The organism is Pantoea sp. LS15 (genome assembly GCF_012241585.1).
GTDB lineage: Bacteria > Pseudomonadota > Gammaproteobacteria > Enterobacterales > Enterobacteriaceae > Enterobacter.
The window spans coordinates 91841-113362 of the sequence record NZ_JAAVXA010000007.1; the positions used below are offsets into that span (position 1 = coordinate 91841).

The following is a 21522-nucleotide window of genomic DNA, read 5'->3' on the forward strand; positions in this document are numbered from 1 at the left end:
ATTCTCGCTTTATCAGGCGTAAGCCGCAGCCGGGGTCACCTTCCCAAGACGGAGGGCATCCAGCGCGATCATTTTTTCTTCATTGGTAGGGATCACCGCGCAGACCACGCGGGACGAATCGGTGCTAATGACGCGCTCACCCGCGCTGCCCGGCAGGGCGTTTTTAGTCTCGTCGAGGGTGATACCAAAGACCTTGAGATGGTCAGCCACCAGCGCACGGATGAGCCTGGAGTTCTCGCCAATACCGCCGGTGAACACCACGCCATCAAGACGATGCAGCGACGCCGCGTGACCCGCGATATGCCGCGCGATACGGTGCACAAAAGTGTGTATTGCCAGTTGCGCCCGTTCATTGCCCTCGTGCCAGGCTTTTTCGAGCGCCCGCAGATCTGAGGAAATCCCGGAGATCCCCAGCAGACCGGACTCTTTGTTTACTACCCGCTCCAGATCCTCTAATGACTGACCCGTCTGCTGGGCAATCCACGCCATTGCGCCAAAATCCACATCGCCACAGCGCGTGCCCATCACCAGCCCTTCCAGCGGCGTCATCCCCATGGACGTGTCGACGCTTTCACCGTTGCGCACCGCACAGATGGATGCCCCGTTGCCGAGATGGGCAATCACCAGGCCGCTGTCATCGGGGGACAGCCCGATAAGCGCATGTGCCTGCCCGGCCACATAGCGATGAGAAGTGCCATGGAAACCGTAGCGACGCACGCCCAGCGCTTCAAAATAGCGGTAAGGCAAACCATACAGATAGGCCTGCGGCGGCAGCGTCTGATGGAAGCTGGTATCGAACACTGCAACCTGCTGTATGCCCGGGAACAGGCGTTCAGCGGCTTCTACACCGCTGAGATTGGCGTAGTTATGCAGTGGTGCCAGGGGAGAAACCTGACGGATCTGTTCAATCACCTTATCCGTAATCAGGGTCGACTCGCTGAAGAGGTCGCCGCCATGAGCAATACGATGGCCAATCAAGGCCACGCTGCTCATCAGGTTACGCTTCTCCAGTTCCAGGGCGATGGCAGCCAACGCCCCTTCGTAGTCATGGTGAGCCAGTGTGGCTGGCTCACCCCCATTCACGGAAATAAAGGCTTTTTCAGTGTTGATGCCATCCGCAATCCCCGTCATCAGGGCATCACAGTTACTGGCATCGAGCACCGAAAACTTAACAGAGGACGAACCGCAGTTAATAACCAGTACAACCGGAAACTCAATCATGGTGTTACTCCGCTCTTCCTGAGCAATGATTTAGAACAGTTTGTAAACGATATTCAGAATGGTCAGCAGACCGACAACGGTAACGAAGATGTTCTCGGGTCTGCCCTTAAATTTCGCCATAGCCGGTGCTTTGCGAATGGCATACATCGGTAACAGGCACAGCAGAGAGGCGATGATTGGCGCACCCATGGCTTCGATAAGGTCGAGAATGTTCGGGTTGGCGTAAGCCACAACCCAGGTGGAGCCCATGATGAACACCATGCTGATGGTATTCAGCTTGCCTACGGAGACTTTCTTCTTATCGCCCTTGTAACCGAACTTGAGGATCAGACCGTTAAGTCCTTCCAGCGTGCCCAGATAGTGACCGAAGAAAGATTTGAAGATAGCGACCAGCGCAATGATGGAAGCACCGTATTCCAGCACTGTGGCAAACGTCGATTTGGTTCCTGACATGGAGGCAAAGTGGTTCGCCAGGTATGAAAGCACCGGAATGTTCTGCGCTTTGGCATCCGCCATGTTCTGCGGAGAGAGCGTAAACAGGCAGCTAAAAGCGAAGAACATCACCACGGCGACCATCAGCATGCTGGCGCGACCGATAATTTTGGAGCATTTTTGCTCGGTAAACTCTTTACCGAACTCCGGTTCGTACTCTTCGCGTTTGGAGACTACGAATGAGGAGACAATCGGCGAGAAGTTAAAGGAGAAGACCATGATGGAGATCCCCAACCACACCGTGACCAGAATGCCGTCATGACCGGTGAAAGCGATGTCGCTCAGGTTGACCTGGTCGATGACTGCTGAGTTCCAGTAAGGGATCAGCGACAGGGAAATCAGCACCAGACTGGCGATAAACGGAAACACCAGGAAGCTCATTACCTTCACCATCAGGTCTTTACCGAACCAGATAACAAAGGCCATCAACAGCAGCAGGAACAGCGCCACCACGCCGCGGTTAAGCGCAGGTAGCTGGAGCTGGTTTTCCCAGAAAGTCATAAAGGTGTTAGTAATGGTGACACCGTAAATCCACAGCAGTGGGCAAATGGCGAAGAAGTAGAGGAAAGTGATGACCACCCCGCCGGTCTTACCGAAATGCTCTTCCACCGTTTCGGTGATGTTGCCGGAGACGTTGCTGCCGGACAGACAGAGACGCGCCAGCGCGCGGTGGCAGTAAAACGCAATCGGGAACGCAAGAACCAACATCAGCAGGATGGGGATCAACCCACCAAAGCCTGCGCGGATAGGGAAGAACAGCACGCCTGCGCCAATAGCGGTACCAAACAGGCCCAGGGTCCAGGTGGTATCAGACTTACGCCAGGAGGACGTTTTTGTCTGACCAACGATAATGCTTTCTGTGTTGCTCATAGGTCACCTTTATGCGTCAACGAAGCCGGTAATTTGGGAAACACGAGAGAGGTCGATATTGCCGCCGGAAATAATGCAGACGGTTTTACGACCCTGAATATAGTGGTCAAGTTTGCCGCTTAATAACGCGGCACAGGCCAGCGCGCCAGCGCCTTCTGTCACCACTTTATTTCGCTGAATAAGGGCTATCATGCTGTTACGAATATCGTCTTCACTGACCAGCACAATGTCATCGACTAATTCACGAACAATTTCGAAGGTTAATTTACCCGGACGCGAAACGTCGCAACCGTCGGCTAATGTGCCGGTTACACGATGGTTGGTTATTTCTCCGGCCTGCCAGGAGGCTGCCATTCCGTGAACGTTTTCAGACTGTACACCGATAATATTAATCGTCGGGTTGATGGATTTAATCGCTGTGGCAATCCCGGCAATTAATCCGCCGCCGCCGATAGGGACAATCACATTATCCACGTCGTACAAATCTTCGAGGATTTCCAGGCCGATGGTGCCCTGGCCGGCAATCACTTTCGGATCGTCGTAAGGTGGAATAAAAATACGCCCTTCCATCTCAACGATTTCGCTGACTTTAGCGATGGTGTCGTTGAAATTATCACCGTGCAACACCACTTCCGCCGAGTAGTCACGCGTCGCGGCCACTTTGGATTTCGGCGCGCCCATTGGCATCACAACTTTGCCGTCGATACCGAGCATAGCACAGGAAAGGGACACCCCCTGCGCATGGTTTCCCGCGGAGCAGGCGACAACCCCTTTGCGTTTTTCAGCGTCAGTCAAAGAGCTTAATTTGTTAAACGCACCACGGATCTTAAACGAACCGGTACGCTGCATGTTCTCAAACTTCAGGAATATTTCACCCTTACAACGTTCACTGAGATAATTCGAACGGGGCATGCCGGTTTTATATATTTTACCTGCCAGTCGTTTTCTGGCGTCCTGAATATCTTCAATGGTTACCGGGAGATCGTAGGTAATGTGCATAATATCCTCGTTATAATAATTCATTCTTTTCGGGCAAAGTCAGGGTATCAGAGCATGAATAAAACAAACTCTGGGTGCTTTAAAACAGGTTTAATGCTTATCTGGGTTTTATTAAATCATCGTCGTCTTTCACTGGTGAGTGATGCATATTGTTTTGCCAGCTCAACTAATACTGACGCTGATTTTTTAATTCTGTAATTTTTTGACCACACGGCGGCATAACGCGCCACGGGTAATTCATCTTCCACTGGCAGGACAATAAACTGATCGGAGCCGAACGGTGCAATCATGTCGCGGGGAATGACCGTCAAATAATCGGCATTCAGCACAAGGTTATAAATGGTGACAACGGAATCGGTCTGGACGATGTTTTCAATGCTGATGTGATTGTCTTGCAGGGTGGTCAGGAGTTCTTTGTAGTAGCCCATATCGGTTTGCGGCATCACCCACTGCTCATGTGTGAGTGATGCCAGTGTTGTCGAACCGGTGCACGTTCGTGTTTTACTGGCGACGAGCACAAACTCGGACTCAAACAGTGGTTCAACGTGCAGATCCTGCAGAAGCATCTCATCGCTCAGCGTCCCGATGGCGAAATCCAGCCGACCGTCGCGAATGGCCGGGAGGAAGGATGACAACTGCGCTTCATACATGGAGACACGTGCTTTCGGGAACACTTCCTTGAATTTTTTGATCATTTCGGACAGGAAGGTAAAGCCGATCAGAGACGGATAGCCAAAGGAGACATCCATAACGGTGCTGAAACTCAGACTGTTGATCTCGCTCACCATGTTTTTCATCTCACGGGTGATCGACTCTGAGTATGAGAGCAGAACCTGGCCTGCGGCAGTCAGTTTTACGCCGGTGTTTTTACGCACCATCACTTCAACACCGAAGTAGGATTCGATATCGCTGATGATTTTGCTGACCGCTGGTTGTGTCAGACCCAGTTGTCTTGCCGCAGAACCTATGGAGCCACTTTTAATGACTTCCTGAAATACCACGAGGTGCTGTGTTTTCGGTAGAATAATAGTGTTCATAATATTCTGCGCTTATTTCCCTATGACGGGGTGGATTCTACTCAATATTGTTTAAAGGGGTATGTGCTGTTACTCACAATTTGCTTTTCAGGACCGCTAACCACACGTGCGAGACACTATTAAATAACTTATTTATCAATCAGTTAGATGATATCTAATACGTCAATACGCTGATATTGATCAACAAAAATAGCGGTAATAAATTTATTTTATGGCGATAACCCTGATAAATTTCTTTGGTCTAAAAAAATCAATAAAGGCTATCTTTCAGGCAATTAAAGGGCAATTAATAACCATTATTTGGTTATAACATTTTTTCAATTTATAAAATTTTTCAGGGCTGAATTTTCGGGTTACTGAAAAAGAGTGGAATGCATCACATATTCACGGGGTAAATGTATTTGATTCCAAAATACGCATATCAAATTAGAAAACATTAGAGATCATAATGACAATATTCATAACAAACCCATAACACTGAGAATTCAGCATTTCTTAGCGTGAAATTTTGTGATTGCGATCCTCTACCGAGCCCGACTTGAGTTATTGAGCAATAAAATAGTGAAATGTGCTTAGCGTCGCAATTTTGAGAATTGATGTCATTTGTAAACATGAGCAGGGTGGTACAGAAAGCAAAAACCCCGCCGAAGCGGGGTTTTAAAAGAAGTTGAAGCTGACCGATAAGCCGGGTTCTGTCGTGGACAGTCATTCATCTAGGCCAGCAATCGCTCACTGGCTCAAGCAGCCTACCCGGGTTCAGTACGGGCCGTACCATGTGAACCCCTATTTGGCCTTGCTCCGGGTGGAGTTTACCGTGCCACGGACTGTTACCAGCCGCGCGGTGCGCTCTTACCGCACCCTTTCACCCTTACCTGATCCCGCTTGCGCGGGCCATCGGCGGTTTGCTCTCTGTTGCACTGGTCGTGGGTTTCCCCCCCAGGCGTTACCTGGCACCCTGCCCTATGGAGCCCGGACTTTCCTCCCCTCCGCCCGTCTCCCCCGAAGGGGACGACGACGAAGCGGCGACTGTCTGGTCAGCTTCGGCGCGCAGTATAGAGGGTTTGCGCGCCGCTGTCACCCTCAGGTGTGGGCAAGACGCGATTAACGCGCGACTTCCACCTTCGCCAGTTTTTCGTAGTAGCACGCAATGGCACTGTGGTCGGCCGTCCCCATGCCATCGGCGCGCAGGGCCTGCATCATTTCCATCACGGCGGCGGTCAGCGGCAGTTGCGCCCCCACGCCGTGAGAAGTATCCAGTGCGTTTGCCAGATCTTTAATATGCAGGTCGATGCGGAAACCAGGTTTGAAGTTACGATCCATCACCATCGGTGCTTTAGCATCCAGCACGGTACTTCCCGCCAGACCGCCACGGATTGCCTGGTAGACCAGGTCCGGGTTGACGCCCGCTTTGGTTGCCAGCGTCAGCGCTTCGGACATCGCAGCAATATTCAGCGCCACAATTACCTGGTTCGCCAACTTGGTCACGTTACCCGCCCCGATGTCACCGGTGTGCACCACAGAGCCAGCCATCGCTTTCATCAGATCGTAGTACTTGTCGAAGATCGCTTTATCGCCGCCGACCATCACCGACAGCGTGCCGTCGATCGCTTTCGGTTCACCACCGCTGACCGGCGCATCCAGCATATCGACGCCTTTCGCTTTCAACGCTTCGCTGATTTCACGGCTTGCGAGGGGAGCAATAGAGCTCATATCAATCAGTACCAGACCTGGCTTCGCACCGTCGATAATGCCATTCTCACCCAGAGCGACCTCTTTTACATGCGGAGAGTTTGGCAGCATGGTGATGATGACATCGCACTGCTCAGCAATGGCTCTGGCTGTGGTGGCCGTTTCAGCACCCGCAGCAATGACCTCAGCCACAGCTTGCGGATTATGGTCTGAAACCATCAGTGAGTAACCCGCTTTGATGAGGTTCTTACTCATTGGTTTACCCATGATCCCCAGGCCAATAAAACCGACTTTCAGCGTCATAATCTGTTTCCTCAATGATGGTTATTTTTTAAAAGCGTCCGCTAATTTCTGCGTGGCTGAGCGGAATACGCCGAGGTCACTGCCAACAGCCACAAAGGTGGCTCCCCATTCCAGATAACGACGAGCGTCAGCTTCAACCGGTGCCAGAATGCCGCACGGTTTGCCATGAGCTTTGGCGCGGGCAAAGATGTGTTGAATGGCATGCTGTACGTCCGGGTGACCCGCATTACCCAGGTGTCCCAACGCCGCAGCCAGGTCACTCGGGCCAACAAAGATGCCGTCGACGCCGTGTGTGGCAGCAATGGCGTCAACGTTATCAACCCCCTGCTGACTCTCAATCTGTACCAGGATGCTGATGTTGTTATTGGACTGCGCGAAGTAGTCCGGCACAGTGCCAAACATATTGGCGCGATGCGAAACGGATACACCGCGGATCCCTTCCGGGGGATAGCGCGTTGCGGCCACGGCCCGCGCCGCCTCTTCTTTCGTTTCCACAAACGGGATCAGGAAGTTGTAGAAGCCGATATCCAGCAGACGTTTGATGATCACCGGTTCGTTGGTTGGCACACGCACCACCGGCGCGCTCTGGCTACCTTTGAGTGCCATCAACTGCGGAATAAACGTATTGATATCGTTCGGCGCATGCTCACCGTCCAGTACCAGCCAGTCGAAACCGGCCAGGCCCAGCACTTCAGTGCTGATGGGATTTGCCAGCGCGGACCAGCAACCAATCTGGATCTGATGCGCCGCGAGGGACGCTTTAAACTTATTTGGGAAAATATCGTTATTCATCGCGTTTACCTTTTTAATTCCGCAGCCTTATTCCGTATATTTATTGCCAGCGTTATATTTATTTTCTGACTTAATTTCGGCGTTATAAAATCGTCATTCAGTATAATCCGCACATCACCGCGACACATTGTTTTAATGCTCAAGTATTGTTGTCCGTTTTGATAATATTTTGAGCATTTGCACGAATCACTGCGCGCTGATGCACAGAATCAGGCATTACGGGTTCTGGGGCGATCGAGATCACATTCTCGTCCCTTATCTCCTGACATGCTTTATTTCTGCCATAAGAAAATTGGCTGCATTTATTATCAGACTCTTGCTGGAGAATACTGAACAATGGCCGATATTGAAATTCGACAAGCGTTGCCGATGGCGTTTTATATAAAAGTACACGACACCGATAATGTGGCGATTATTGTCAACGACAATGGCTTAAAAGCGGGGACCCGTTTCCCGAACGGGCTGGAGTTGATTGAGCATATTCCGCAGGGACATAAAGTCGCGCTTGTGGATATCCCCGCTCACGGTGAAATTGTGCGTTACGGAGAGGTGATTGGTTATGCCATTCGCGCCATTCCGCAGGGTAGCTGGGTTGAAGAGTCGCTGGTCGAGCTGCCAAAAACACCGCCCCTGAACACACTCCCGCTGGCAACCCGTGTGCCTGAACCACTCCCTCCACTGGAAGGCTATACCTTCGACGGTTATCGCAATGCCGACGGTAGTGTCGGCACCAAAAACCTGCTCGGCATTACCACCAGCGTGCACTGTGTGGCAGGCGTGGTGGATTATGTGGTGAAAATTATTGAACGCGACCTGCTGCCGAAATACCCGAACGTGGATGGCGTGGTCGGCCTGAATCACCTTTATGGCTGCGGTGTGGCCATCAATGCACCGGCGGCCGTTGTGCCTGTCCGTACCATTCACAATATCGCCCTGAACCCTAACTTCGGCGGCGAGGTGATGGTCATTGGCCTCGGCTGTGAAAAGCTGCAGCCTGAACGCCTGCTGCAAGGGACCGAGGACGTGAAAGCTATCCCGGTCAGCGATGCCAGTATCGTGCGTTTGCAGGACGAGCACCACGTCGGTTTCAGATCGATGGTCGATGATATTCTTCAGGTGGCAGAACGTCATCTGGATAAGCTGAACAAACGCCAGCGTGAAACCTGCCCGGCCTCTGAGCTGGTGGTAGGAACACAGTGCGGCGGCAGCGATGCGTTTTCCGGCGTGACCGCCAACCCGGCGGTAGGCTACGCGTCCGATCTGTTTGTTCGCTGTGGTGCCACGGTGATGTTCTCCGAAGTGACTGAAGTGCGTGACGCTATCCATCTGCTTACCCCGCGCGCCATCAATGAAGAGGTGGGCAAACGTCTGCTTGAGGAGATGGCCTGGTACGATAATTATCTTGATATGGGCAAAACCGACCGTAGCGCCAACCCCTCTCCGGGGAACAAAAAAGGCGGTCTGGCGAACGTGGTGGAAAAAGCCCTCGGTTCGATTGCCAAATCCGGCCAGAGCGCCATTGTTGAAGTCCTTTCACCGGGTCAGCGTCCAACCCGACGCGGCCTGATTTACGCGGCAACTCCGGCCAGCGATTTTGTGTGCGGTACGCAGCAAGTCGCGTCTGGTATTACAGTGCAGGTCTTTACCACCGGACGCGGCACACCGTACGGCCTGATGGCGGTTCCGGTGATCAAGATGGCAACCCGCACCGAGCTGGCAAACCGCTGGTATGATTTAATGGATATCAACGCAGGTACTATCGCCACCGGGGAAGAAAGTATTGAGGATGTGGGCTGGAAGCTATTCCACTTCATTCTGGATGTGGCGAGCGGTCGCAAGAAAACCTTCTCTGACCAATGGGGATTACATAATCAGCTGGCGGTGTTTAACCCGGCACCGGTGACCTGATTAACGCCGACCCTCTCCCCGAGCGGGAGAGGGTCACAATTATTCCTTAACCAACACCACGTCTATCCCAATCTTGCGTAACCCTTCCAGACTTTCAGCCGGAATACCTTCGTCGACAATAATCATATCAATGCGTTGGGTATCAATGATTTTATGCAGGCTTGAGCGGTTAAACTTACTGGAGTCAGTCACGACAATAATGCGCTCCGCCACCTCACACATTTTGCGATTCAGACGGGCTTCATCTTCGTTATGCGTGCTTACACCGCGATCGAGATCGATGGCGTCGACACCCAGGAACAGCATATCAAAATGGTAATTCTGTAATGATTGCTCCGCCTGGTCGCCATAGAAAGATTGCGACTGACGGCGTAAATGCCCGCCAGTCATCAGCAATTCCACCCCTTCCGCTTCCAGCAACGCGTTCGCGACATTCATGCCGTTGGTCATAGCAATCACGTCCGTATGCTGGCGCAGCATACGGGCGATTTCAAATGTCGTGGTGCCAGAATCCAGAATGATACGGTGTCCTGGCTTCACCAGCTCAGCGGCCGCCTGCGCGATACTGCGCTTTACGGCCGTATTCAGCGAACTTTTATCTTCCACTGAAGGTTCAACGCCTTGTGCATGACCTTCACAAATCAGTGCACCACCATAAGCACGCACGGCGATACCCTGCTTCTCAAGGAAGGCCAGGTCGTTGCGGATCGTTACCGTCGAAACACCATATAAATGAGAAAGATCGTTAACCTGCACGCTTCCCTGCGCCCGCAACCGCTGAATAATTTGCTCTCGCCTTTCACTGGTGCCGGTGATGCGCTTTTCTGCGGATGAATCGGTGCTGCTCATGCGAGCTCCTTAATCAATAAACTTTCGTTTCATTTCGTTTTGCTTATTAAGGCCTTTCTTTTATGGGAATGCAAGCCCTGTCTGACGAGCAGTGGCAAGCTCACCCGGCGCTGAAACCTTTCATTATGTTTCTTTTGTGAAACAGATCGGAAAACTATTATCTTTCGTTTTATTTTTATACCACCATGATGCAGGATTAAATGAAACAAAACGAAAGATGACTACCATCACCATCCGAAATGGAGAGGAAAGTGAAACATCTGACAGAAATGGTGGAACAACATAAACGGGGGAATTCAAACGGGATTTATGCCGTCTGTTCCGCACATCCACTGGTACTTGAAGCGGCAATTCGTTACGCCCACTCGCATCAGACGCCGCTATTAATTGAGGCCACCTCCAACCAGGTGGATCAGTTTGGTGGCTATACCGGCATGACGCCCGCTGATTTTCACGGGTTTGTTTGTCAGCTGGCGGAATCCCTTGATTTCCCCAGGTCACAATTGATCCTCGGTGGGGATCATCTGGGCCCAAACCGCTGGCAAAATCTACCTGCGGAACAGGCGATGGAAAATGCCGACGATCTGATCAAAAGCTATGTTGCAGCCGGGTTCAAAAAGATCCACCTCGACTGCAGTATGTCTTGCGAAGACGATCCAGTGCCTTTAACCGACGCAATCGTCGCAGAGCGTGCGGCACGTCTGGCGAAAATTGCCGAACAGACCTGTCGTGAACAGTTTGGCGTGTCTGACCTGGTCTATGTTATCGGCACTGAAGTGCCCGTTCCCGGCGGGGCGCATGAAACACTGAATGAACTCGACGTCACCACACCGGAAGCGGCACGCGCCACGCTTGAAGCACACCGTCACGCTTTCGAGAAGGAAGGTTTAAACCCTATCTGGCCGCGTATCATTGGCCTGGTGGTTCAGCCTGGCGTCGAGTTTGACCACGCCCATGTGTGCGACTACCAACCACACAAGGCCGTCGCGCTGAGCAAAATGGTGGAAGCGTACGACACGCTGGTGTTTGAAGCGCACTCCACCGATTACCAGACACCGCAAGCGCTTCGCCAGCTGGTAAAAGATCACTTCGCGATCCTGAAAGTCGGCCCAGCTTTGACCTTCGCTTTGCGAGAAGCGTTGTTTTCACTGGCCGCCATTGAAGAAGAACTGCTGCCTGCAAAAGCCAGTTCTGGCCTGCGTCACGTACTGGAAAACGTGATGCTCGATCGCCCGGAATACTGGCAAAGCCATTACCACGGTGACGGCAATGCACGACGCCTGGCACGCGGCTATAGCTACTCTGACCGCGTCCGCTATTACTGGCCAGACAGCCAGATTGACGATGCCTTTGAGCGACTGGTACGCAACCTGGCTGACGACCCTCTCCCGCTGCCACTGATTAGCCAGTACCTGCCGTTGCAGTACAGCAAAGTTCGCGAGGGTGCTCTCAAGTCAACACCACGGGAACTCATCATCGACCACATTCAGGACATACTTCAGCAGTACCACGCCGCCTGCGAAGGCGTAACGACTCAACACGCATAATTAAAAAGAGGAAAACGCTATGCCAAACATTGTCTTATGCCGCATTGATGAACGGTTGATCCACGGTCAGGTGGGTGTGCAGTGGGTAGGGTTTGCGGGGGCGAACCTCGTGCTGGTGGCAAATGACGAGGTTGCAGAAGATCCGGTTCAACAAAACCTGATGGAAATGGTGCTCGCGGAAGGGATCGCCGTGCGCTTCTGGTCACTGCAAAAAGTGATCGACAACATTCACCGCGCTGCCGACCGCCAGAAAATTCTGCTGGTCTGTAAATCACCCGCTGATTTTCTGACGCTGGTGGAGGGTGGCGTACCTGTCACCCGTATCAATGTAGGCAACATGCACTATGCCAATGGCAAACAACAAATTGCCAAAACGGTCTCTGTCGACGCAAACGATATCACTGCGTTCAACGGTCTGAAATCTGCCGGAGTGGAATGCTTCGTTCAGGGCGTTCCAACAGAAACTGCTTTGGATCTCTTTAAACTGCTCTGAGGGATTCACAATGGAAATCAGTCTGTTGCAGGCACTGGCGTTGGGCGTTCTCGCCTTTATAGCCGGTCTGGATATGTTTAACGGCTTAACACACATGCACCGCCCGGTGGTACTCGGGCCGTTGGTTGGCCTGATTCTGGGCGATCTACACACCGGTATTTTGACCGGCGGTACGTTAGAACTGGTCTGGATGGGACTGGCACCGCTGGCAGGCGCACAGCCACCAAACGTGATTATCGGCACGATTGTAGGCACAGCGTTTGCTATCAGTACAGGCGTGAAGCCGGAAGTTGCCGTTGGCGTCGCCGTCCCGTTTGCCGTTGCAGTACAGATGGGGATCACGTTCCTCTTCTCCGTAATGTCTGGCGTGATGTCTCGCTGCGATCGCATGGCGGCCAATGCGGATACTAACGGTATTGAACGGGTCAACTATCTGGCACTGCTGGCCCTCGGTATCTTCTACTTCCTGTGTGCTTTCCTGCCGATTTACTTCGGTGCAGAACACGCGAAAACCGCCATTGATGTTCTGCCGGCACGGTTGATTGATGGTCTTGGCGTCGCGGGCGGCATCATGCCAGCTATCGGTTTTGCCGTGCTGCTGAAGATCATGATGAAAAACGTCTACATCCCTTACTTCATTATCGGTTTTGTGGCCGCAGCCTGGCTCAAGCTTCCGGTACTGGCGATTGCCGCTGCCGCCCTGGCAATGGCACTTATCGACCTGATGCGTAAATCACCTGAACCGACAGCACCTGCGTCCCGGAAAGAGGAATTCGAAGATGGCATCTAATCAAACAACTTTGCCTGGCGTTTCTGAAAGCGAAGAGACTCTGCTCACTGGCGTGAATGAGAACGTCTACGAAGACCAAAATATTGGTGCCGAGCTGACGAGAAAGGACATTAACCGCGTAGCCTGGCGTTCCATGCTGCTGCAGGCCTCGTTTAACTACGAACGTATGCAGGCCTCCGGCTGGCTGTATGGCTTACTGCCCGCGCTGAAAAAGATCCACACCAATAAGCGGGATCTGGCGCGTGCCATGAAAGGTCACATGGGCTTCTTCAACACCCACCCGTTCCTGGTGACCTTCGTTATCGGCATCATCCTGGCCATGGAGCGCTCCAAGCAGGATGTGAACAGCATCCAGAGCACCAAAATTGCCGTGGGCGCACCACTCGGTGGTATTGGTGACGCCATGTTCTGGCTCACTTTGCTACCCATATGCGGTGGGATTGGCGCAAGCCTGGCGTTGCAGGGTTCCATTCTGGGCGCCGTGGTCTTTATCGTGCTGTTTAACGTGGTGCATCTTGGCCTGCGTTTTGGTCTGGCGCATTACGCTTACCGGATGGGTGTCGCAGCGATCCCGCTGATTAAGGCCAATACCAAAAAGGTTGGTCACGCGGCCTCTATCGTCGGGATGACGGTGATTGGCGCGCTGGTGGCAACCTATGTTCGCCTTAATACCACGCTCGAAATCAAGGCCGGTGATGCAGTCGTCAAACTGCAGGCCGACGTTATCGACAAGCTGATGCCTGCCTTCCTGCCACTGGTCTATACCCTGACTATGTTCTGGCTGGTACGCCGTGGCTGGAGCCCACTGCGTCTGATTGGTATCACTGTGGTGCTCGGTGTTGTCGGTAAATTCTGTCACTTCCTGTAAAAGCAAAGAGGTAACGATGTTAGGCATTATTTTGACGGGTCACGGTGGTTTTGCCAGTGGGCTTGAGCAGGCGATGAAACAGATCCTTGGCGAGCAACCGCAGTTTATCGCCATTGATTTTCCGGAGACCTCCACCACGGCGCGACTGACCACCCAGCTTGAGCAGGCGGTGAGCGAGCTGAATGCAGAGCACGATATTGTATTTCTTACCGACTTGCTGGGCGGTACGCCGTTTCGTGTCGCCTCAACGCTTGCTATGCAAAGGCCCGGCAGTGAAGTGATAACGGGCACTAACCTGCAACTGCTGTTGGAAATGGTGCTGGAGCGCGACGGTTTAAGCAGCGAAGCATTTCGATTGCAGGCGCTGGAGTGCGGACATCGTGGGCTGACAAGCCTGGTCGATGAGCTGGGGCGCTGCCGTGAGGAAGCGCCTGCAGAGGAAGGTATATGAGCCAGCTGTTACGCGCTCGCCGTGTACTCACCGAACGGGGCTGGCTTGAAGACCACCAGCTACGTATTGAAAGCGGGATCATCACGGCGATTGAGCCAATCCCCGTGGGCATTACGTCGCGCGATGCTGAGTTGCTTTGCCCGGCCTATATTGATACGCACGTTCACGGCGGTGCGGGTGTGGATGTCATGGATGATGCACCCGACGTGCTGGATACCCTGGCGATACATAAAGCACGTGAAGGCGTGGGCGCATTTCTGCCCACCACCGTCACCGCGCCGCTGGAGGTCATCCACGGCGCACTTATACGTATCGCCCGGCGCACTCGTTCCGGCGGCCCCGGCGCGCAGGTTCTGGGTAGCTATCTTGAAGGCCCGTACTTTACGCCGCAAAACAAAGGGGCGCACCCGCCGGAGCTTTTTCGGGAGCTGGATATCGCTGAGCTGAACGCACTGATTGAGGTTTCTCAAAACACACTACGCGTGGTGGCGCTTGCGCCGGAAAAACCTGGCGCATTACAGGCGATTAGCCACCTTAAACAGCACGGTTTACGCGTGATGCTGGGCCATAGCGCCGCCACTTACAATCAAACCCTTGCAGCTTTTGACGCAGGTGCTGATGGGTTGGTCCACTGCTACAACGGTATGACGGGGTTACATCACAGGGAACCCGGCATGGTTGGTGCCGGGCTTACAGACAAACGTGCATGGCTGGAGCTGATTGCCGATGGTCACCACGTCCACCCGGGAGCCATGCGTCTGTGCTGCTGCTGCGCGAAAGACCGCATGGTGCTGATCACCGATGCAATGCAGGCTGCTGGTATGCCTGACGGGAACTACACCCTGTGCGGTGAAGAGGTCTGTATGCAAAATGGTGTTGTGCGTACCGCCACCGGTGGCCTGGCAGGGAGTACGCTCTCGCTGGATGCCGCCGTCCGTAATATGGTGGAGCACGCTGGCATCACCGCTGAAGATGCTATCCATATGGCCTCGCTGCACCCGGCAAGACTGCTGGGTATTGATAACCAGCTCGGGTCGTTAGCACCAGGCAAACACGCCACGCTCATCGTGCTGGACGGTGGTTTACACTTCCAGCGGATCTGGATTCAGGGCCAGGCTCTCCCCCTTTAGCCCTTTCATTGTGTCCTCCTGTTGGCCTTACGGCGCGAGATCGTAAGGCCTTTCTTTTCCTTTCCTTCTTCATTGTCTTTCCTTTTGCGATCACACTTTTCGTTTTATTTCTTTTCTTTCGTTGAACTTTCGATTTCTTTTCTATAGATTTTATTTAACTGCTTCTGTGAACAAGTGAAACGAAACGAAAGATAGCGACATATTTGCCAGCGTCTGATGTGGAATTCACACGACTAAGGACTGAGTTATGCCACAAATCACTACCGCCACAACCGGCACCTGGACCGAAGAAGAGATCCGTCAGCAACCTGCCAGCTGGGTCCGCTCGCTCAGCAACATTGATAGCCTGCGTTCGTCGATTGACGGTTTTCTTACTCCCCTGCTGCGCAAATCTGATCTGCGGATCGTCCTGACAGGTGCAGGCACATCTGCCTTTATCGGCGACATTATTGCGCCATGGCTTGCCAGCCACACCGGGAAAAACTTCACCGCCGTACCAACAACTGATCTGGTGACGAACCCAATGGATTACTTCAGCCCTGCGCATCCATTGTTGCTGATTTCGTTTGCCCGCTCCGGCAACAGCCCGGAAAGCGTGGCGGCTGTAGAACTGGCCAATCAGTTTGTGCCGGAATGCTACCACCTGTCGATCACCTGCAACGAAGCAGGCAGTTTGTACCAGAATGCCGTCAACAGCGATAACGCCTTTGCCCTGCTGATGCCAGCCGAAACGCACGATCGCGGCTTCGCGATGACCAGCAGTATCACCACCATGATGGCAAGCTGTCTGGCGGTTTTCGCCCCGGAAACGATCAACAGCCAGACCTTCCACGACGTAGCCGATCGCTGCCAGGCGATCCTGATGTCGCTCGGCGATTTCAGTCAGGGTGTCTTTGGTCATGAGCCATGGAAGAGGATCGTCTACCTGGGAAGCGGTGGCCTGCAAGGTGTTGCGCGTGAGTCAGCACTGAAGGTGCTGGAGCTAACAGCCGGAAAACTGGCGGCATTCTACGACTCCCCTACAGGTTTCCGTCATGGGCCGAAGTCGCTGGTGGATCACGAAACACTGGTGGTGGTATTTGTCTCCAGCCATCCGTATACGCGTCAGTACGATCTCGATCTGCTGGCCGAGCTGCGTCGCGATCGCCAGGCCCTGCGCGTGGTGGCTATCGCCGCTGAAATGGATCCGGTTATTGAGGCTGGTCCGCATATTCTGCTACCGCCTTCCCGTTCGTTTATCGATATGGAACAGGCGTTCTGCTTCCTGATGTATGCCCAGGTCTTTGCGCTTTCCCAGTCACTCAGCGTAGGCAACACACCCGATACGCCATCCGCCAGCGGCACGGTTAACCGTGTGGTTCAGGGCGTTGTTATTCATCCGTGGCAGGCTTAAGAGGATCTCATTATGAGCATTATCTCGACTAAATATCTTCTGCAGGACGCCCAGGCAAAAGGCTACGCCGTGCCGGCGTTCAATATCCATAACGCGGAGACGATCCAGGCGATCCTCGAAGTTTGCAGCGAAATGCGATCGCCGGTGATCCTTGCGGGCACCCCCGGGACGTTTAAACACATTGCGCTCGAAGAGATCTACGCCTTGTGCAGCGCTTATTCCGTCACTTATGACATGCCACTGGCGTTGCATCTCGATCACCACGAATCACTGGACGATATTCGTCGTAAAGTGAACGCCGGTGTGCGCAGCGCAATGATCGACGGCAGCCACTATCCATTTGAGCAGAACGTGAAGCTGGTGAAATCCGTGGTCGATTTTTGCCATCTCAACGACTGTAGCGTCGAGGCTGAGCTGGGGCGTCTGGGTGGCGTGGAAGATGACATGAACGTCGACGCCGAAAGCGCATTTCTCACCGATCCACAAGAAGCGAAGCGCTTTGTTGAGCTGACCGGCGTCGATAGCCTTGCTGTCGCCATCGGCACCGCGCACGGCCTCTATACCAAACGACCCAAAATCGACTTCCAGCGACTGGCCGAAATCCGCGAAGTGGTGACCGTACCGCTGGTGCTGCATGGCGCGAGTGATGTACCCGATGAGTACGTTCGCCGCACCATTGAACTGGGCGTGTGCAAAGTCAACGTGGCAACCGAGCTGAAAATCGCCTTTTCTGACGCCGTCAAAACCTGGTTTGCCGACAACCCGCAAGGTAACGATCCACGCTTCTATATGCGGGTCGGCATGGATGCCATGAAAGAGGTGGTCAGAAGCAAAATTAACGTTTGTGGCTCGGCAAATCGCTTGCTGCTGCCGGCAGAAGCCTGATTGAAAAGGATCTTACCCTGATGAAAAAAATCCTCCCCCTCTCAATGCTTGCCCTGTGTGTTTCTCATGGCGCGATGGCAGCGAACTACAGCCTTAATAACGACAACATTGCCCTGTCATTTGATGACGCAAACTCGACGGTCGTGGTTAAAGACACCAGGGCCAACCATCCGCTGACACCGCAGGAGCTGTTCTTTCTGACGCTGCCAGATGAGAAAAAAATCCACACGGCGGATTTTAAGATCAAGCATGTCGAAAAGCAGGACAACGGAATCGTCATCGACTTCACCCATCCTGACTTTAACGTGACGGTGAAGCTGAACCTGGTGAAGGGGAAATACGCCAGCATCGACTACACCATCGCAGCCGTCGGGCAGCCTCGTGAAGTGGCGAAAATCACCTTCTTCCCGACCAAAAAGCAGTCCCAGGCACCTTACGTAGACGGGGCAATTAACAGTTCGCCGATTATCGCAGACTCGTTCTTTATCCTGCCGGATAAACCCATCGTTAATACTTACGCCTATGAAGCGACGACCAACCTCAATGTGGAGCTGAAAACGCCCATTCAACCAGCAACGCCGGTCAGCTATACCACATACTTCGGTACCTTCCCGGAAACCAGCCAGCTGCGCCGTAGCGTAAACCAGTTTATCGACGCCGTCCGTCCGCGTCCGTATAAGCCTTATCTACACTACAACAGCTGGATGGACATCGGTTTCTTTACCCCTTACTCCGAGCAGGATGTACTGGGGCGTATGGACGAATGGAACAAGGAATTTATCACCGGGCGGGGCGTAGCGCTGGATGCTTTCCTGCTTGACGATGGCTGGGATGACCTTACCGGGCGCTGGCTGTTCGGCCCGGCATTCAGAGCCGGTTTTGGCAAAGTACGGGAGAAAGCTGACAGCCTGCACAGCTCTGTCGGCTTGTGGCTTTCTCCGTGGGGCGGATATAACAAACCGCGCGATACTCGTGTCTCGCATGCAAAAGAGTATGGTTTCGAAACGGTAGACGGGAAGCTGGCGCTGTCAGGCCCGAACTACTTTAAAAACTTTAATGAGCAGATTAGTAAGCTGATAAAAAACGAGCATATTACCTCGTTTAAGCTGGACGGAATGGGTAACGCCAACTCGCACATTAAAGGCAGCCCGTTCGCCTCGGATTTTGACGCCTCTATTGCACTGCTGCATAACATGCGCAGCGCCAATCCGAACCTGTTTATCAACCTGACGACCGGTACCAATGCCAGTCCATCCTGGCTGTTCTACGCCGATTCCATCTGGCGTCAGGGTGATGACATAAACCTGTATGGCCCAGGTACACCGGTACAGCAGTGGATGACTTACCGCGACGCTGAAACGTACCGTTCCATTGTACGCAAAGGCCCACTGTTCCCACTCAATTCGCTGATGTACCACGGGATCGTCAGTGCAGAAAATGCCTATTACGGGCTGGAGAAAGTGCAAACGGACAGCGATTTTGCCGACCAGGTCTGGAGCTATTTCGCCACCGGCACGCAGTTGCAGGAGCTATACATCACCCCTTCAATGCTGAATAAGGCGAAGTGGGACACCCTGGCGCAGGCCGCGAAGTGGTCGCGGGACAACGCCAGCGTACTGGTAGACACGCACTGGATTGGTGGTGATCCAACTGCGCTGCAGGTTTACGGTTGGGCATCCTGGAGCAAGGATAAAGCGATTCTCGGCTTACGTAACCCGTCGGATAAGCCGCAAAGCTACTACCTGGATTTGACGAGAGATTTCGAAATCCCGACAGGAGACGGAACGCAGTTTAGTCTGAGGGCGGTGTACGGCAATAATTCAACCATACCTGGGCAGTACAAAAAAGCGGTGGTGATTACGCTGCAACCGCTGGAAACGCTGGTATTTGAAGCATTACCAGAAAAATAAAAAGTGTTCAGTTGGCAGGTTAAGCCATGACCTGCCAGCTTCCCCCTTTCCTTGCCCCCACGCGTTTTAATTTACCTTTTGATTGCAAAGAACGGAGATAACGTTCCGCAGTGCGGGAAGTTACGCCCAAAACAGATGCCAACATTACCGCAGTCATTTGCGGTTGAACGGTAAGAAGCTCAAGGATAGTATTTTCCTTTTCCGACAATTCTTCCGACATTTTTTCCGACAATACTGGCGACATACCTATGACTTCCCGCAAAGCTTCAGCCATATTTTGCAGCATAAACTCCACGAATGCCGTGCAATCACTGGCCCGATCGCATTGTCCTAATATCTGGTAATAGCGCGCCTGCTGAAAATGGATGAGTGTCTCGACGGGTAGCCATGCCAGTTCCGCACGCCACTGGCTTAAGATCAACGTTTGCCACAGCCGCCCCATGCGGCCATTTCCATCTGAAAAGGGATGAATAAACTCAAACTCGTAATGAAATACCGAACTGGCAATCAGCGGGTGGAGATCAGTTTGCTTAAGCCAGGAAAGAAGATCGTCGATCAGACGGTTCATCTGGGAGGCAGGAGGAGCCATGTGGACTAACTGGTTTCCACGATATACCCCTACGTCTCCATTCCTGAGCTTTCCAGGGAGATCGACCAGACCAGTCATTAATAACCGGTGTGCATTGAGTAAGTCATTGAGCTTCCATGGCTTCCATTCAGACAATTTCTCATATGCCAGGATAGCATTGCGTACTTCCTGAATATCTTTTTCAGGCGCGAGCACGCGCTTGCCATCCATGATTGCCGTCACTTGCCCGGTAGTCAGCGAGTTGTGTTCAATGGCCAGCGATGCCTGGATAGTGCGGATACGGTTCTCTTTACGCAGTAAAGGAGATGTCCTTCCGGAATGAGCCGCCCAATGCCCCAGCAACTCACCAATCTCAACAACCTGATTGAGAATTGATGGCGTGATAGCGAATGGAGGCAGGTAGCGGCTCATACGTTTACTCTCCCTGCTGCTCCAGCGCATACTTATACAGCGCATTTTTCTTCACGCCGTGAATTTCCGCCGCTAGTGCCGCAGCCTTCTTCAGCGGCAGTTCTGCCTGCAGCAGCGCCAGCGTACGCAGCGCATCAGCCGGGAGCGCATCTTCTTGCGCTTTATGCCCTTCGACAATCAGCACCATTTCACCTTTACGGCGGTTTTCATCTTCCTTCACCCACGCCAGCAGTTCACCCACCGGTGCGCCGTGGATCGTTTCCCACGTTTTGGTCAGTTCACGCGCCAGCACCACGTAGCGTGATTCCCCCCAGACGGCCACCATATCTTCCAGGCTTTCCAGCAGACGATGGGTTGATTCGTAGAAGATCAGCGTGCGCGGTTCCGCCTCCAGATCTTTTAACACATCGCGGCGGCCTTTGGATTTAGCAGGCAGGAAACCTTCATAGCAGAAACGGTCAGATGGCAACCCCGCAGCGCTCAACGCAGCAATTGCGGCGCAGGGGCCCGGCAAAGGTACAACCCGGATCCCCGCTTCACGACAGGTACGCACCAGATGATAACCAGGGTCGTTAATCAGTGGTGTTCCTGCATCGGAAACTAACGCAATGTTCTGCCCCTCTTTCAGCTTCGCCACCAGCGTTTCGGCTTTTTGTTGCTCATTGTGATCGTGCAGGGCAAACAAACGGGCGGTGATCGCAAAATGTTGAAGCAGTAAACCGGTGTGCCGGGTATCCTCAGCAGCAATTAAATCAACAGCTTGCAACACGGTAAGCGCACGTTGGGTAATATCAGATAAATTCCCGATAGGAGTAGGTACAATATAGAGCTGGCCTTGAGAATTATCCGCCGTTTCGTGTTGTTTCATTGTTTAGTCCGTATTGCCGATTTAATA

General features: G+C 53.0%; 19 protein-coding genes and 1 other RNA gene. 10 read left to right on the forward strand and 10 right to left on the reverse strand.

Annotated features, from left to right (window positions below; all coding sequences use genetic code 11):
• Positions 1-12 precede the first annotated feature (12 nt).
• The 7 genes from tdcD to garL all read right to left on the reverse strand — a co-directional run bounded on the left by tdcD (position 13) and on the right by garL (position 7403).
• On the reverse strand, positions 13-1221 hold the full coding sequence (gene tdcD / locus HED65_RS12405; RefSeq protein ID WP_114978814.1) for a propionate kinase: 1209 nt from the start codon (positions 1219-1221) through the stop codon (positions 13-15).
• A 30-nt stretch (positions 1222-1251) separates the two neighbouring features.
• Positions 1252-2583: a threonine/serine transporter TdcC gene (gene tdcC / locus HED65_RS12410; protein ID WP_028017082.1), complete on the reverse strand. Its 1332-nt coding sequence runs from the start codon at positions 2581-2583 to the stop codon at positions 1252-1254.
• 9 nt (positions 2584-2592) lie between these two features.
• On the reverse strand, positions 2593-3582 hold the full coding sequence (gene tdcB, locus HED65_RS12415) for a bifunctional threonine ammonia-lyase/L-serine ammonia-lyase TdcB (RefSeq protein WP_114978895.1): 990 nt from the start codon (positions 3580-3582) through the stop codon (positions 2593-2595).
• Between the two features lie 116 nt (positions 3583-3698).
• Positions 3699-4619 carry a transcriptional regulator TdcA gene (gene tdcA / locus HED65_RS12420; RefSeq protein ID WP_028017080.1) on the reverse strand — a complete coding sequence of 307 codons (921 nt, stop codon included), beginning with the start codon at positions 4617-4619 and terminating at the stop codon, positions 3699-3701.
• Between the two features lie 665 nt (positions 4620-5284).
• Positions 5285-5661, reverse strand: an RNA gene (rnpB, locus tag HED65_RS12425) — RNase P RNA component class A.
• Positions 5662-5720: 59 nt separating this feature from the next.
• A complete protein-coding gene (gene garR / locus HED65_RS12430; RefSeq protein WP_114978815.1) occupies positions 5721-6611 on the reverse strand; it encodes a 2-hydroxy-3-oxopropionate reductase in 891 nt (296 codons plus the stop codon).
• 21 nt (positions 6612-6632) lie between these two features.
• Complete coding sequence (gene garL, locus HED65_RS12435; RefSeq protein ID WP_114978816.1) at positions 6633-7403, reverse strand: 2-dehydro-3-deoxyglucarate aldolase; 771 nt, start codon at positions 7401-7403, stop codon at positions 6633-6635.
• Positions 7404-7739: 336 nt separating this feature from the next.
• On the opposite strand from garL, the gene garD reads away from it, so the two are divergent.
• On the forward strand, positions 7740-9311 hold the full coding sequence (gene garD / locus HED65_RS12440; RefSeq protein ID WP_114978817.1) for a galactarate dehydratase: 1572 nt from the start codon (positions 7740-7742) through the stop codon (positions 9309-9311).
• 39 nt (positions 9312-9350) lie between these two features.
• On the opposite strand, the gene HED65_RS12445 is transcribed toward garD, so the two are convergent.
• Positions 9351-10160: a DeoR family transcriptional regulator gene (locus HED65_RS12445; RefSeq protein WP_114978818.1), complete on the reverse strand. Its 810-nt coding sequence runs from the start codon at positions 10158-10160 to the stop codon at positions 9351-9353.
• A gap of 239 nt (positions 10161-10399) precedes the next feature.
• On the opposite strand from HED65_RS12445, the gene kbaZ reads away from it, so the two are divergent.
• The 9 genes from kbaZ to HED65_RS12490 all read left to right on the forward strand — a co-directional run bounded on the left by kbaZ (position 10400) and on the right by HED65_RS12490 (position 19627).
• Entirely contained in the window at positions 10400-11707 is a 1308-nt protein-coding gene (kbaZ, locus tag HED65_RS12450; RefSeq protein ID WP_114978820.1) for a tagatose-bisphosphate aldolase subunit KbaZ, read from the forward strand.
• A gap of 19 nt (positions 11708-11726) precedes the next feature.
• Entirely contained in the window at positions 11727-12200 is a 474-nt protein-coding gene (agaV, locus tag HED65_RS12455; RefSeq protein ID WP_028017073.1) for a PTS N-acetylgalactosamine transporter subunit IIB, read from the forward strand.
• A 10-nt stretch (positions 12201-12210) separates the two neighbouring features.
• Positions 12211-12990, forward strand: coding sequence for a PTS N-acetylgalactosamine transporter subunit IIC (gene agaW / locus HED65_RS12460; protein WP_028017072.1), 780 nt, complete (start codon positions 12211-12213; stop codon positions 12988-12990).
• Positions 12980-13858: a PTS N-acetylgalactosamine transporter subunit IID gene (gene agaE / locus HED65_RS12465; protein ID WP_114978821.1), complete on the forward strand. Its 879-nt coding sequence runs from the start codon at positions 12980-12982 to the stop codon at positions 13856-13858. Before agaW ends, agaE begins: the two co-directional genes overlap by 11 nt.
• A 16-nt stretch (positions 13859-13874) precedes the next feature.
• Positions 13875-14309 (forward strand): PTS galactosamine/N-acetylgalactosamine transporter subunit IIA, encoded by a 435-nt coding sequence (gene agaF / locus HED65_RS12470; RefSeq protein ID WP_028017070.1) that lies wholly within the window; start codon positions 13875-13877, stop codon positions 14307-14309.
• On the forward strand, positions 14306-15439 hold the full coding sequence (gene nagA, locus HED65_RS12475; RefSeq protein WP_114978822.1) for an N-acetylglucosamine-6-phosphate deacetylase: 1134 nt from the start codon (positions 14306-14308) through the stop codon (positions 15437-15439). The genes agaF and nagA overlap by 4 nt, the downstream gene beginning before the upstream one ends.
• A 247-nt stretch (positions 15440-15686) precedes the next feature.
• Positions 15687-16832 (forward strand): SIS domain-containing protein, encoded by a 1146-nt coding sequence (locus HED65_RS12480; protein ID WP_114978823.1) that lies wholly within the window; start codon positions 15687-15689, stop codon positions 16830-16832.
• A 12-nt stretch (positions 16833-16844) separates the two neighbouring features.
• Positions 16845-17717, forward strand: a complete 873-nt coding sequence (kbaY, locus tag HED65_RS12485) for a tagatose-bisphosphate aldolase subunit KbaY (protein WP_114978824.1) — start codon at positions 16845-16847, stop codon at positions 17715-17717.
• 20 nt (positions 17718-17737) lie between these two features.
• A complete protein-coding gene (locus tag HED65_RS12490) occupies positions 17738-19627 on the forward strand; it encodes an alpha-galactosidase (protein WP_114978825.1) in 1890 nt (629 codons plus the stop codon).
• A 19-nt stretch (positions 19628-19646) separates the two neighbouring features.
• Here the strand turns inward: HED65_RS12490 and HED65_RS12495 are convergent, their stop codons facing one another.
• Together HED65_RS12495 and rsmI are read right to left on the reverse strand one after the other, a co-directional pair.
• The gene (locus tag HED65_RS12495) at positions 19647-20627 is read right to left on the reverse strand and encodes a Fic family protein (protein WP_114978826.1); all 981 of its coding nucleotides are present in this window, start codon (positions 20625-20627) and stop codon (positions 19647-19649) included.
• Positions 20628-20631: 4 nt separating this feature from the next.
• On the reverse strand, positions 20632-21495 hold the full coding sequence (gene rsmI / locus HED65_RS12500; RefSeq protein ID WP_114978827.1) for a 16S rRNA (cytidine(1402)-2'-O)-methyltransferase: 864 nt from the start codon (positions 21493-21495) through the stop codon (positions 20632-20634).
• Positions 21496-21522 lie beyond the last annotated feature (27 nt).